At 63.6% G+C, this 12,600-nt stretch carries 16 protein-coding genes and 1 tRNA gene; 5 read left to right on the top strand and 12 right to left on the bottom strand.

Annotated elements, in window-relative coordinates:
• Positions 1–247 precede the first annotated feature (247 nt).
• Positions 248–778 (bottom strand): gamma carbonic anhydrase family protein, encoded by a 531-nt coding sequence (locus AC1Q6J_RS05990; protein WP_492278405.1) that lies wholly within the window; start codon positions 776–778, stop codon positions 248–250.
• Positions 779–867: 89 nt separating this feature from the next.
• Positions 868–1,197 carry a DUF6949 family protein gene (locus AC1Q6J_RS05995; RefSeq protein ID WP_492278406.1) on the bottom strand — a complete coding sequence of 110 codons (330 nt, stop codon included), beginning with the start codon at positions 1,195–1,197 and terminating at the stop codon, positions 868–870.
• A gap of 281 nt (positions 1,198–1,478) precedes the next feature.
• On the opposite strand from AC1Q6J_RS05995, the gene AC1Q6J_RS06000 reads away from it, so the two are divergent.
• Positions 1,479–2,192, top strand: a complete 714-nt coding sequence (locus tag AC1Q6J_RS06000; RefSeq protein ID WP_492278407.1) for a hypothetical protein — start codon at positions 1,479–1,481, stop codon at positions 2,190–2,192.
• 267 nt (positions 2,193–2,459) lie between these two features.
• Here the strand turns inward: AC1Q6J_RS06000 and AC1Q6J_RS06005 are convergent, their stop codons facing one another.
• The 4 genes from AC1Q6J_RS06005 to AC1Q6J_RS06020 form a co-directional block, all read right to left on the bottom strand.
• Positions 2,460–2,678: a DUF3126 family protein gene (locus tag AC1Q6J_RS06005; protein ID WP_024574927.1), complete on the bottom strand. Its 219-nt coding sequence runs from the start codon at positions 2,676–2,678 to the stop codon at positions 2,460–2,462.
• A 99-nt stretch (positions 2,679–2,777) separates the two neighbouring features.
• Positions 2,778–3,599 carry a serine O-acetyltransferase gene (gene cysE, locus AC1Q6J_RS06010; RefSeq protein ID WP_492278408.1) on the bottom strand — a complete coding sequence of 274 codons (822 nt, stop codon included), beginning with the start codon at positions 3,597–3,599 and terminating at the stop codon, positions 2,778–2,780.
• Between the two features lie 147 nt (positions 3,600–3,746).
• The gene (locus AC1Q6J_RS06015; RefSeq protein WP_492278409.1) at positions 3,747–4,499 is read right to left on the bottom strand and encodes an alpha/beta fold hydrolase; all 753 of its coding nucleotides are present in this window, start codon (positions 4,497–4,499) and stop codon (positions 3,747–3,749) included.
• Between the two features lie 94 nt (positions 4,500–4,593).
• A complete protein-coding gene (locus AC1Q6J_RS06020; protein WP_492278410.1) occupies positions 4,594–5,718 on the bottom strand; it encodes a hypothetical protein in 1,125 nt (374 codons plus the stop codon).
• 284 nt (positions 5,719–6,002) lie between these two features.
• On the opposite strand from AC1Q6J_RS06020, the gene AC1Q6J_RS06025 reads away from it, so the two are divergent.
• Entirely contained in the window at positions 6,003–6,248 is a 246-nt protein-coding gene (locus AC1Q6J_RS06025; RefSeq protein ID WP_019196414.1) for a zinc-finger domain-containing protein, read from the top strand.
• A 7-nt stretch (positions 6,249–6,255) separates the two neighbouring features.
• Positions 6,256–7,449 (top strand): FAD-dependent monooxygenase, encoded by a 1,194-nt coding sequence (locus tag AC1Q6J_RS06030; protein ID WP_492278411.1) that lies wholly within the window; start codon positions 6,256–6,258, stop codon positions 7,447–7,449.
• Between the two features lie 19 nt (positions 7,450–7,468).
• Here AC1Q6J_RS06030 and AC1Q6J_RS06035 read toward each other — a convergent pair whose 3' ends face one another.
• From AC1Q6J_RS06035 to AC1Q6J_RS06050, 4 genes are all read right to left on the bottom strand, one after another.
• On the bottom strand, positions 7,469–7,894 hold the full coding sequence (locus AC1Q6J_RS06035) for a hypothetical protein (RefSeq protein ID WP_492278412.1): 426 nt from the start codon (positions 7,892–7,894) through the stop codon (positions 7,469–7,471).
• A gap of 75 nt (positions 7,895–7,969) precedes the next feature.
• Positions 7,970–8,176, bottom strand: coding sequence for a hypothetical protein (locus AC1Q6J_RS06040; RefSeq protein ID WP_492278413.1), 207 nt, complete (start codon positions 8,174–8,176; stop codon positions 7,970–7,972).
• Between the two features lie 59 nt (positions 8,177–8,235).
• Positions 8,236–8,670, bottom strand: coding sequence for a hypothetical protein (locus AC1Q6J_RS06045; protein ID WP_492278414.1), 435 nt, complete (start codon positions 8,668–8,670; stop codon positions 8,236–8,238).
• A 10-nt stretch (positions 8,671–8,680) separates the two neighbouring features.
• Positions 8,681–8,767 (bottom strand) — tRNA-Leu (locus AC1Q6J_RS06050).
• Positions 8,768–9,095: 328 nt separating this feature from the next.
• Here AC1Q6J_RS06050 and AC1Q6J_RS06055 point away from each other — a divergent pair.
• Entirely contained in the window at positions 9,096–9,935 is an 840-nt protein-coding gene (locus AC1Q6J_RS06055) for a metallophosphoesterase family protein (RefSeq protein ID WP_492278415.1), read from the top strand.
• On the opposite strand, the gene AC1Q6J_RS06060 is transcribed toward AC1Q6J_RS06055, so the two are convergent.
• Positions 9,862–10,359 (bottom strand): cyclic nucleotide-binding domain-containing protein, encoded by a 498-nt coding sequence (locus tag AC1Q6J_RS06060; protein WP_492278416.1) that lies wholly within the window; start codon positions 10,357–10,359, stop codon positions 9,862–9,864. The two genes, AC1Q6J_RS06055 and AC1Q6J_RS06060, sit on opposite strands and share 74 nt — an antisense overlap.
• 162 nt (positions 10,360–10,521) lie before the next feature.
• Between AC1Q6J_RS06060 and AC1Q6J_RS06065 the strand changes: the two genes are divergently transcribed.
• A complete protein-coding gene (locus AC1Q6J_RS06065; RefSeq protein WP_492278417.1) occupies positions 10,522–11,418 on the top strand; it encodes a crotonase/enoyl-CoA hydratase family protein in 897 nt (298 codons plus the stop codon).
• 149 nt (positions 11,419–11,567) lie between these two features.
• Here AC1Q6J_RS06065 and AC1Q6J_RS06070 read toward each other — a convergent pair whose 3' ends face one another.
• Positions 11,568–12,542: an NADPH:quinone oxidoreductase family protein gene (locus AC1Q6J_RS06070; protein ID WP_492278418.1), complete on the bottom strand. Its 975-nt coding sequence runs from the start codon at positions 12,540–12,542 to the stop codon at positions 11,568–11,570.
• Between the last annotated feature and the right edge of the window lie 58 nt (positions 12,543–12,600).

Genomic DNA, 12,600 nt, shown 5'->3' on the forward strand with positions numbered 1-12,600 from the left:
CGGCGTGCGCTTTTTTCTCTACAAGCGACGGTAAACACGGGGATCGGCCACATGGTGCGATACGCGATCGTCAGGGACGGACGGGATTTTATCGTTCAGTCGGGGGAGCAAAACGTCCTCAAATGCGCGAGCCGTCGCGAAGCAGCCAAGGCGGTTGCGGACGCGAAAGGCCTGATGCGCGAGGACAACGCTTCACGTTCCCACCCTGAAAACGAGACGTCCGTAAAGATCAAGGCGCAGCGCCAGTCTATCCGATCTTCTTCAAGCCAGCCTTGAAGCGCTTGCCGTTGTGGACGTAATGCGGCGCGCCGTAGGTCAACGCCTTCACCTGCTCTGGCGTCAGTGCGCGGACCACGCGCGCAGGCGCACCGACAACCAGCGAGCGTTCCTCGAACTGCTTTCCTTCGGTGATGACCGCGCCAGCGCCCACGATGCAGCCCGCGCCGATGCGCGCGCCGTTCATGATGATCGAACCCATGCCGATCAGCGCGCCGTCCTCGATGGTGCAGCCGTGCAGGATCACATTGTGGCCGATGGTGCAGTTCTTGCCGATGGTCAGCGGAAATCCGGGATCGGTGTGGAAGGTGCAGTTATCCTGCACGTTGGAGCCCTCGCCGATCTCGATCAGTTCGTTGTCGCCGCGCAGCACCGAACCGAACCAGACACTGGCATTGGTCTTCAGCCGCACGTTGCCGATCACCGTCGCGGTCTCGGCGATGAAGTATTGTCCATCGGCAGGAAGTTCGGGCGCGCGCCCGTCGAGTTCGTAGATCGCCATTTCGCCTGTTGTCTCCAGTCAGCGCACTAAATCCGGCGCGACCATGCCACGAACGAACGGGGTCTGGCGAGTGTGCGAACGGGTGAAGATCAGGCGATGATGCCGGTGGTTTCCAGCAGCATCAGCACGAATGTGCCTGACATCATGCTCCAGAATCCGGCGATGACGGTAGCCATCGCGACGAACTGAACCCGGCGGCCTTCGATCGAGCGGCCGCGCACGGTGTTGCGCATGATGATGAAGGGAGCCGCGAACACCAGAAACGGCACGGCGGCGAAAGCCTTAGGCGAAGCCTCCTGCATCAGCAATCCGAAACCCGGCGGCTTTTCCATGAAAGCCTGAAAGCCGCTGGTCAGCGCGCCCGCGAGCGCAAATCCGATCAGAATGGCGAAGAAGGAATTGAGGGCTTCAGGCGACATCAACCGGGACTCACAACGCACGAGAACAATTCGATGCACACCGGCGTCACGCGATCCGCACTGGCCGGCAGGCTCGTCCCTAGGCTTCGCAAAATGCTGCCTTGCCCGCCACTTTATCCTTAAAGAAAGGTTAACACCGCGACCGCGCCGGGCCTGGGACGCATGGCTCGGAGTTCTCTCACCCGTGCGGAACCTACGGGAAATCGGCCGGCGCATGGCATAATCGTCGCGATTCGGCACGCATATGGCGAGCCGCTCTCTGGAACGTCTGTCTCCTGCTCATGGCTCTGTATTCTTCGACAACGCCCCGACCGGCCTCCACGCGGCGCGCCCAGCGCGGTCACCTCGTGCCGTTTCTGGTCATGGGCGCGATCGGCGCCTGCGCGGTCGCTGCCGTGGCTTATCTGCTGTGGCCGACCTGGGGTGTCGAGAAGGCCGGTGATCCGTCACGCCTGCCGATCAGCATCGGCAACACGCTGTTCAACGTGCCGACCCAGGCGATCCGGGTGAAACTGCAAAAGCGGACCGGCCCGCAGGAGCGGATCGATCTCAACTTCTCCTATCCCTCGCTTGAAGCGCCCGAGGCGCGGCAGCCGGTCAGCGCGGAAACGGTCGAGGAGAACCTGCCCGACATCGACCGCATCTTCCTGTCGATCGCGGCGCATCACGACGCGCTGTCGCCGGACGAACGGACGCGGACGATTTATCCGCGCTATCTCGATCAGAATTCAGGAAGCCTGATGGACGGACTGAGCATTCGCCCGTTCCGCGACGGCACGCCCTACGCGAACGAGGATCTGGTTTACGCCTCAACCCCGCAGATCATCGCGCGCTGCACGCGCGACGCGAAAACGCCCGGCATGTGTCTTGCCGAGCGCCGTATCGAGGGAGCGGATTTGACGTTCAGGTTTCCGCGCGGCTGGCTGTCGAAATGGCGCGACGTCGCGGGCGCGATGGATCAGATCATCATCCGGATGCGCAGGCCGCACGGCTAGGAGACTGCGCGAATAGCGCATTTAATGAAATGTCGTCCCCGCGAAAGCGGGGACCCATGACCACAATACATTGTGAGATAGCAAGATCACCCGGATCGCCGTCATCCTGAGGTGCGAGTACTTGCGAGCCTCGAAGGACGACGGCGAAGTCCGCACATTCCCCGAGCATCCTTCGAGGCTCGCCGTAAGCACGGCTCGCACCTCAGGATGACGCGATATCGTTTTCGATGGGTCCCCGCTTTCGCGGGGACGACGAGCCGTTAGATATCAGACTTCTTCCTCGATATCGGTCTCCAGGATCGCCATCTGGAACTGGTAGGACCGGTCGTCGTCTTCGTCATCGACGAACAGCACGCCGATGAACTCCTCGCCGATATAGACCTCGGCCGAGTCATCCTTCTTCGGACGCGGCACAACGCGGATTTTGGGATTGCCGAACAGGCGCTTGAGATAAGCGTCGAGCTTTCTGACTTCCGTAACGTCCACGGGCATTTCTCCAACTGAACAATGTTTGTTGGCGACAGGTTTAGAGCGATCCGGCGCGGATCGCTAGTGCAGGATCGCGATAAATTGCCACCCGTGGAATCAATTGCCGCCGTTGAGCATCTGATTCATGGTGCGCGACGGCTCGGCGCATCCGGCCTCTCCGACGATCTTCGCCGGCACGCCCGCCACCGTGACGTTGTGCGGAACGTCCTTCAGCACAACCGAACCAGACGCCACGCGCGCGCAGTGCCCGACTTCGATATTGCCGAGGATCTTGGCGCCCGCGCCGAGCATCACGCCGTGGCGGATCTTCGGATGCCGGTCCTCATTTTCCTTGCCGGTGCCGCCGAGGGTAACGCCGTGCAGGATCGACACATCGTCCTCGATCACCGCGGTCTCGCCGACGACGAAACCGGTGGCATGGTCGAGGAAAATGCCGCGGCCGATTTTCGCGGCGGGATTGATGTCGGTCTGGAATTCCGCCGAGGAGCGGCTCTGGATGTAAAAGGCGAAATCCTTGCGGCCGTTGTTGTAGAGCCAGTGCGCAAGGCGATGCGCCTGAATGGCATGGAAGCCCTTGAAGTAGAGCAGCGCATCGATGAACCGCGACACAGCCGGGTCGCGATCGAACACCGCCACGAGATCGGCGCGGAACGCGTTGCCAATGTCGGGATCGGATTCCAGCGCGTCGTTGTAGGCCTGACGGATCAGATCGCCGGACAGCGCCGAATGATCGAGACGCTCGGAGATACGATGCACCACCGCATCTTCGAGCCGGTCATGATGCAGCACGGTGGAGTAGATGAAGGTCGCCAGTTCCGGCTCACGCCTCACGATTTCCTCGGCCTCGTCCCGGATACGAGTCCAGACGGGATCGACGGTCGAAAGGGCCGACTTGGTATCAAGTTGATGCTTGGCCATGGTGAAGGGTCCGGCTGATGGGCGCTGAGGAGATATTACCACATAATGGGAAGTTGAAAGGCCGCAACAGCTACCAAGGTTGACGTTGGAATAATTATCTCCCGCGTCCGTAGAATAATTATCTACATCTCCTCTCACGGGCCGATGTCATGGCCGCTCTGCAAGGAACTCCAGAACGCCGTCCTTGTAGACGCGATCGCCGACTGCGCGCATGTGATCGCGGTTTGGAATATCAAGCACTTGCGACCCCGGAATGACGTCCGCAAGCCGGGATGCCGAGCCTGCGATGTCGTCGGTGGTGCCCACTGCGATCAGCGTGGGAACGGCAATCGCGGCCGCTTCCTCGCGCGTCATCAGCCGCCGGGAGCCGCGCAGGCACGCTGCGAGCGCCCTGCGATCCGAGCGGGTCTGATCTGCGAACGCCCGAAATGTCCGGCCAACCGGATCGGCGACATCGTCGAGCGATGCCGCTTCCAGTGCCGAGGCGACATTTTCGCCCGGCCCGCCGCCTTCGATCAAACCCATGCCAATACCGCCGAGGATCGCCTTGCGCAGACGCTCCGGGCTGCGCTGACCGAGATAGGCCGTGATGCGCCCACCCATCGAGTAGCCCATCATGTCGGCGCGTTCGATGTTCAGATGATCCATCAGCGCGCGCACGTCGCCCGCCATGGTGCCGATGTGATATTCTTCGGGATCGTACAACTTCGTGGAATCGCCATGGCCGCGGTTGTCGAGCGCGATGACGCGGCGTCCCGCCTTGGTCAGCGTCGAGGTCCACGCCGGATAAACCCAGTTGACGTTCTTCGTCGATGCAAAGCCATGCACGAGGATGATCGGATCACCCTCGCCCTCATCGAGATACGCAATTTCAACGGAGCCGTTTTTGAAACTCGGCATCGGGTAAGTCCAGTGTTGGGGAAAGACGGCGTGACCGGAGCGGTCATGATGTGAACTGCAGTTTATCCGGACGCAACGCGCCTGACCAGACGTGTCAGATCGCCTGCGTGGCTCGCGCCGCTGCGAGTTCGCGCCGCGCGCGTTTGAGTTTGGAGCGTTGAATCCATGACAGCGTGAGCCGTTCGGTCGTTGCCTTGACCGAGGCGATAAACCCGAACAACGCCAGCAATGCGGCGAACACCCACCACGCCAGATTGAATGCGCCTGCGGTCAGCAGCAGCGCGCCGCGGCCGAGAATCTTCACAATGGCGCGGGTCTGGCTGCCTTTGGATTCCGCGAGCTTCGCAGCGCGCGCGACATCCTTCGGCCCGTCGGCGATGCGCAGCACGTCAAGCGCGCCCTTGGTGCCGGCTTTCTCGCTGACGCGCCCGACATCCTTGGCGAGACGAACCAGCGCGCCCGCCTTCTCCGCCCTGAACGCGGCTTTCACCGCACTGACGGTCTGGCCAGGGCGCGCGATCGATGCGCTCGCCACCGCCTGTTGCAGCATCGGCGCATCGACCACGCCGCGCGCTGAGCGGCCCGCCCATTCGGTGAGACCCGCGCCGAGCCGGCCGACCTTGCGCGCATCCTTCACCATTGACAGCCCGGCTCGAACCGGCGTCGCGCCGCCAACAGAAACATAGGTCGCCGCCGTCACCACGAGGCCGACACTCGCAAGCCCGAGGACCAGTTGGTCGGCGTTCTCGCCCATCGCCAAACGCTTGCCCTCGCGCACCACATCGCGGATGTCGCCGAACACGAACAGGTCGCCCGCGACCGTGCCGGAGAGGCTCGCCATATCGTCCGCCTCGCCGGTCACCAGACCCGTGGCAAAGCGCCTCGCCACGCTGGCGGTGGAATTCTCGTCCGTGACCGCCGCATCGACCCGCGCCGCCAGACCGGACGGCAGCGGGACGCCCTTGTCCTGCGCCAGGTCGGTGAAGCTTTTCGCCAGATCCGCGTCGTTGTCGTCGAGCGCCCGCGCGGCGCCCTGCGCGATGGCGGCGGCATTCGTTTGCAAGGCGGAACCGACCTGAATATCGGACAACTGCGCCGGGTTGTCCTGAGCCAGCAGCAGCGCCGAGGCGTCACGCGCATGGGGCCACAACGCGGCAAATGCCGCCGCCGAAGCCGCCGCACCCGCGAGGGTCAAACCGATGCGCCAGTTGGCCTTCAATGATAGCTCCTCAATGCCCCGCCAGTTCGGAAGGCATGACTGGCCGATGACATGGTGTGCCGTTTTTCGGACACAACCTCCCCAACGAAAGAAGGGCTTTCCCAAGGCGGCAGGATTGTGTCGAATTCACATGCTGACGGGTGCGGCGAATTGGACGAATCCGGCACTGCAATCTAGGAATAAACTGTATCGCTCGGTATGGTGCGAGGCTGCGGCGGCGTTCCGCCGCGCTTTGCCCGTGCGTGGGTTCAGGCTGTCGAACAAGGACTTAAGGTAGGATTTTCATGGCGGATCACGTCGTCCCTCACTTTCACAACGATGCGGGCGTGGCCATCATCGAAATCGGCTCGCGGGAGTTCATGTGCGTGGGCGCCAATCCCCCGTTCGATCATCCGCATGTGTTCCTCGACCTCGGTGATGACAACGAGATCATCTGCCCGTACTGCTCGACGCTGTATCGTTATGCCGCCGATCTCAAGGCCGGCGAGGCACGCCCTCCCGAATGCGTGCTGAAAGACAAGGTCGCCTAAGAAGCCCGTGGCCGACTCGCGCACCATCGTTGTCGCTGGTGCCGGCATTGGGGGACTGACGGCTGCGCTGGCGCTCGCCGCGCGCGGTTTCCGCGTCATCGTTCTCGAGCGGGCGGAGCGGCTCGAGGAAGCCGGTGCCGGACTGCAACTGTCACCCAATGCAAGCCGCATTCTGATCGATCTCGGTCTTGAGCCCCTTCTGGCGCCCCATGTGATCGCGCCCGACTCGATCAGCATCATGACCGCCCGCACCGGCAAGGAAATCGGCCGGATTCCCCTCGGCGAAGCCGCCACCTTCCGCTATGGCGCACCCTATTGGATCGTCCGCCGGGCCAACCTTCAGGCGGCGCTGGTGGCGCGGGTCACGAGCCACCCCGACATCGACCTGCGGCTCGGCGCACAGTTCGAGGACGTCGCCGTCTACCCGAAGGGCGTCACCGTCGTTCAGCGGCGGGGCACGGCGCGGCAGCAGGAACAGGCGCTGGCGCTGATCGGCGCCGATGGCGTCTGGTCCAGCGTGCGGCATCAGATTTTCCCCGAGGCGCAGCCGCAGTTCACCGGCAGCATTGCCTGGCGCGGCACGGTGGACGCCGCGCAGCTGCCGCGCGGTTTCAAGACGCAGCGCGTGCAGCTCTGGATGGGAACCAACGCGCATCTGGTCGCCTATCCGATGTCGGACGGCAAGCGCATCAACGTGGTCGCCATCGTCTCGGGCAAATGGAACAGGCCGGGCTGGAGTGAGCCCGGCGACGTCGTCGAGATCGCCAATCAGTTTTCAGCACCGCGATGGCCGATCGCCGCGCGTATGATGATCGGCGCGGTCGACGGCTGGCGCAAATGGGCGCTGTTTGCGATGCGCGACGGCGGGGTCTGGAATAAGGGTCCCATCGCATTTGCGGGCGACGCCTCGCATGCGATGCTGCCGTTCGCCGCGCAAGGCGCCGGCATGGCGATCGAGGACGCCGCCGTGATCGCGAAATGCCTCGAAAGCTCGCCGGCCAGCCCAACGGCGGCGTTCGCGCAGTACGCGGCGATGCGCGCGCCGCGCGTGACGCGCGTGACGCGCACGGCGCGCAACAATGGCAAGACCTATCACCTTGGCGGGCCTGTCGGCTTTGCGCGCGATCAGGTCATCAGGGCGCTGGGCGGATCGCGGCTGCTGTCGCGGCAGGACTGGATCTACGACTGGCGCGTGTCGTGATGCGCCTTTCCCGATCCGGTCAGCGGCGTCGCCTGCTTGTCGGCGGCGCAGGCGAAGCCTGGGGAGCAGCAACCTCGGCACTGCAATTTTCGCGCGATATTCTCGCGTCGAGGTCGTCGCGCTGCGCACGCTGGGCGCGGTAGTCGGTCTGGTACGCGAGGCCCGAAATCAGCGGGCCGCCCGCCCCGGTTTCGGCTTTCGCCATCAGCCCTTCGAGTTCGACGACGCGGCTGTTGGTGTCCTTGCGGGCCTGAAGGAGTTGCTGACAGCTATAGAGATCGTACTTGGACGGATCGACAAACACGCTCGACCCGAAAGTTGACCCGCCCCCGCCTGCGCAAGCGCCCAGGCCGATCGCCAGCGCGCCAAGGAGCGCGACGCGCGGAACGGAGCATGGCCCGCCCGCCCCTCGCCGCGCATGTTCGCGGTTCAGACCCTTAAACATCCACTCGTGTTCCATATGCGTCGTGTTGCGGGTCTTCGTGTTGAATTTGTGGTGGGCGGTCGGGAGCGAAGGCGATCAAAGCGTTTCCTGCTTGTGACCGCACTCCTTGCAGACGAACGTCGCGCGCTTGGTACCCTTCGCGGCCAGAACGCGGTTGGCCTTGCCGCATTTGCCGCAGGTCGCCTCGAAGCGCGTGTTGCCCTGCTTGACCACAAGGGCCTTACGCTCCATCGCCTCGCGGACGAGGCGCTCGGTCTCTTCACGCAGCGCTTTCTTGTCCATTGTCTGGTCCTCCGGTCGGCAAATCGGATGAGGTTCCGGGAGATTCCCGGTCGCCGCATTTAACGAGGCTTGCCTCCGATTAACAAACCATATCCGTCGGCGACGCGGCGAAATCGCCATTGCCCCGTGCCGCCGGGACGCACCGTCAGCACGGGTCCGCTCGCGTCGACCTGCGTATTGTAGTTGCTCATGGTCCCGTTGTGGCTTTTCCATTTCAACGAAACGGAGCTGCCCCACACCTTGCAGTCATAAACGCCGCCAAGCGCGCTTCGGAAAATCAGCCAGCCGAAACTTTCATCGATCTGGCGCGGCGGTTGCGTCAGGTTGAAATAGGACTGGACGCTCGCCTGGCAGACCAGCGCGTTCGGCCAGGCTGACTCCTGAGCAAGTGTGGCGGTTGGGATCAGTATGCTTGAGGCGAGGAATGCAGCGCAGCCGGCAGTTCTGAAAAACACGTTGGTATCCTGAAAACATCGCTTCTTCGAAAGCATCATCGATTTGTCTTGGTGCGGACGGCGGGAATCGAACCCGCACGACGTTGCCATCGAGGGATTTTAAGTCCCTTGCGTCTACCAATTCCGCCACGTCCGCGCGCGCGGGTTGTAACATCGCGCGGGGTGCGGCTGAAAGCCCGGTTTGGCGCGCAGAGCCCCGCGCCGGGGCCGAAAGTCAGCCCTTCCGGCACCGGCTGAGAACACCCCGAAGCGCTCTCCGCTACGCTGTCCCCGCGCCCGCGAATGCAAAAAACATAGGCATAGCAGGCCTCAATCGCATGTCATGCGGCGATAAACCCGGCTGAATTCCACGCAGCCGATTTGCACGGCTCGGGTTTGACGGTACAAGTCTTTTGCCGGACGGATCATAGCGAACAGTGCCTTCGGGAGCCTTTCGCGAACTGGAATCAAGGGTGTGATTCGTCATGCGCTGCCTTGTGGTCGCCGACCTGCATTACGCCCTGCCGCAGTTCGACTGGGTGCTCAACATCGCGCCGCGGTTCGACGTGGTGATCATCGCCGGCGACGCGCTCGATATCGGATCGATTGTCGATTTCCGTGCCCAGATCGTCGTGGTGCGGAAATATCTCGAACGTCTCGCAGCCAGGACGCGCGTGATCCTGTGCTCGGGCAATCACGATCTCGACGAACGGGATGAGGCGGGCGAGCGAATCTCGCGCTGGATCGGCGACCTCGGCAATCTCGGCATTGCCCATGATGGCGACAGCCTGACCATCGGCGAGACCTTCTTCACGGTCTGCCCGTGGTGGGACGGTCCTCGCGTCAAGGAACAGATCGGCGTGCAGCTTGAGGAGGCCGCCGCCGCGCATCGCGGACGCTGGATCTGGATACATCACGCGCCCGCCGCGAACTCACCGACAAGCTGGGGCGGCGCGCGCACGTTCGGCGACGCCGAGCTCGTGCAGTGGATCGATAGCTACAAGCCGGACATCGTTCTGTCGGGCCATGTCCACCAGTCGCCGTTCGTCAAGGACGGCTCGTGGTTCGACCGGATCGGCGGCACGTGGGTCTTTAATATGGGGCAACAGTTCGGGCCGACGCCCGCGCACATCGTACTCGAGCTGGACAGCGACAGGGCCTACTGGTTTTCGGCGGCAGGCGAGCAGTCGATCGATCTCGGCAAGCCGCTGCGGCGGCCCGCGGACAATCTCCAGGCATTTCCGGACTGGCTTACAGCCGGGAGTCCGGCAGCCGCTCAGGCTGGCGGTCCGATCCCGGCGACGCCGCGCCCGGAGACAAGTTGACGAGACTTTCGAGCACATCGCCGACCATCGCCAGATGATTGCCGTGATCGGCATATTGACGCTTGATGTCGGCGAGATATGTCGTCGCTGCATTGAGCCTGTGCGCGAGAAGCTGCGCGACAAGGAGCGCAACCGCAGGCTGTGCGCGCAGGAACGCGGCGGCATCATCGAACTGATAAACCGTCGATGCCACCGTCGCGCGCACCGTCGCGGTATGCGGCAGGCCCAGAAGCACGGACATCTCGCCGAGGATCGCGCCGGGCTGGGTCACGGTTGCGACGATCGTTTCGCCCTTCAGAACATCAAGCCGGCCATTGAGCAGAACATACAGCCGCCCGGTGGTTTCACCCTCGCGGATCAGAATCGTGTCCGCGGCAAGGTGTGTCTCCCGCCCGCCTGTGCAATGTTCAAGAACCGCGCGCATTCCAGTCTCCATTCCGATTGGCACAAGGCTAAGCTTCGCCGTTTAAAACGTCCATCGCATAGTGGCGTCCCGCCTGCGTAAATTGCCAGCACTCAGGCAGGCACGCTAGGATGAGGCTTCAAACGGCATTAACAAAAGAAAACCAGCGGGAGAGAATGCGCGATGGCCTATCAGCAGATCAAATACGAGGTTCAGGACCACATCCTGACCATCACGCTGAACCGTCCCGACAAGATGAATGCTTTCACGCACATCATGATGGACGAACTGATCGCTGCGTTCGATGCCGCCGACGCCGACGACAATGTCCGCGCCATTATCGTGACCGGCGCGGGACGCGCGTTCTGCGCGGGCGCGGATCTCTCCGAAGGCGGCGCGACATTCGACCGCGCGGCACGGCCCGATCGCAAGACCGCGCCGCTGCGCGCGAATGGCGAAGTGGAGTGGAGCGACGATGCGGTGCGCGACGGTGGCGGCCGCGTGACGCTGCGCATCTTCAAGTCGCTGAAGCCGGTGATCGGCGCGATCAACGGCGCGGCGGTCGGCATCGGTGTCACCATGCAGCTTCCGATGGACATCCGGATCGCCTCGGTCGATGCGCGGTTCGGTTTCGTGTTCGCGCGGCGCGGCATCGTGCCGGAAGCGGCCTCGAGCTGGTTCCTGCCGCGCATCGTCGGCATCTCGCAGGCGCTGGAATGGTGCTATTCGGGCCGCGTGTTCCCCGCCGGCGAAGCCCTCGCTGGCCGCCTCGTCAGCAAGGTCGTGCCCGCCGATGAATTGATGACCACCGCCCGCGCCATCGCGCGCGAGATCGTGGAGAACACCGCGCCGGTGTCGATCGCGCTGATCCGCCAGCAGATGTGGCGCATGCTGGGCGCGGACGATCCGATGGAAGCCCACAAGATCGACAGCCGCGGCATCTACTCGCGCGGCCAGTCCGCCGACGTGCGCGAAGGCGTGATGTCCTTCCTCGAAAAGCGGCCCGCGAAATTCGCGCAGACCGTGTCGAAGGACATGCCGTCGTATTTCCCGTGGTGGACCGAGCGGGAATACAAGTAACCCTGCGACAGCAGGGCGTTCGGGCCGTCATCCTGAGGTGCGAGCCGCCCTTGCGGCGAGCCTCGAAGGATGCGGACAGAACTTCGCGCAGAGCCGTCGCCCTTCGAGGCCTCCGCTTCGCTACGGCACCTCAGGGTGACGGCTACAACCTAGCGCATCGCCAGCACCACGCGCCCGATGGCGCGGCGGTCCGTCAGCAATCGCATCGCCGTCGCATAGTCTTCCAGCGGCAGGCGGTGCGAGATGTTGGGGCTGATGCGGTGCTCGTTCGCAAGACGCACCAGATCCGCAAGACGCGCAACACCCAGCGCAGGGTCCCTGCGCGCCGCCTCGCCGGCACGCACGCCGAGCACGCTGGCGCCCTTGATCAGCACGAGATTGGTTTTCGCCAAACCGATACCGCCGGTGAAGCCGATCACCAGCAGCCGCGCGCCCCATGCGATGCAGCGCAGGCTGTCCTCGAAGATCGCGCCGCCCACCGGATCGAACACCACATCCACGCCCCGCCCCTCCGTAATGCGCTTCACCGCATCCTTGAACGGTTCGCGGCCATAAAGCACGCCATGATCCGCGCCGCGCTGCCGCGCCACCGCGAGTTTCTCCTCGCTCGACGCGCACGCAATCACGATCGCGCCGAACACCTTGCCGAGTTCGACCGCGGCAAGCCCCACGCCGCCGCCCGCGCCATGCACGAGCAACACTTCGCCCGGCTGTATCTGCGCGCGATTCTTCAGCGCGTAATACGCGGTGCCGTGGGCGGCGAGAAATGTCGCGCCCTGTGCGTAATCAAATGTTGACGGCAACGGCGTGAGTTGATCGGGCGTGACGATAATTTCATCGGCGTAGCAGCCGAACCGCGCCTTCACCATCACCTTATCACCGGCGCGCACGCCATCTGTGCTCGCGACCTCGATCACCTCGCCGGCCGCCTCCATGCCCGGCGTGAACGGCAGCGGCGGCTTCAACTGATATTCGCCCGCTGCCATCAGAATGTCGGGGAAATTCAATCCGGCGGCATGGATCGCGACGCGCACCTGCCCCGGCGCAATCGGCGCACGCGGCACGTCTTCCAGCTTCAGCGATTCAGGCGGACCGAACTCGCGGCAGACAACGGCGCGGGGCATTCAAGTGTTTCCGATTATCAAATTGACCAACAGCGAGGACGATACGTCCCTCTCCCCT

It is taken from the genome of Afipia sp. MLSD5-FHT05B12, assembly GCF_058793355.1.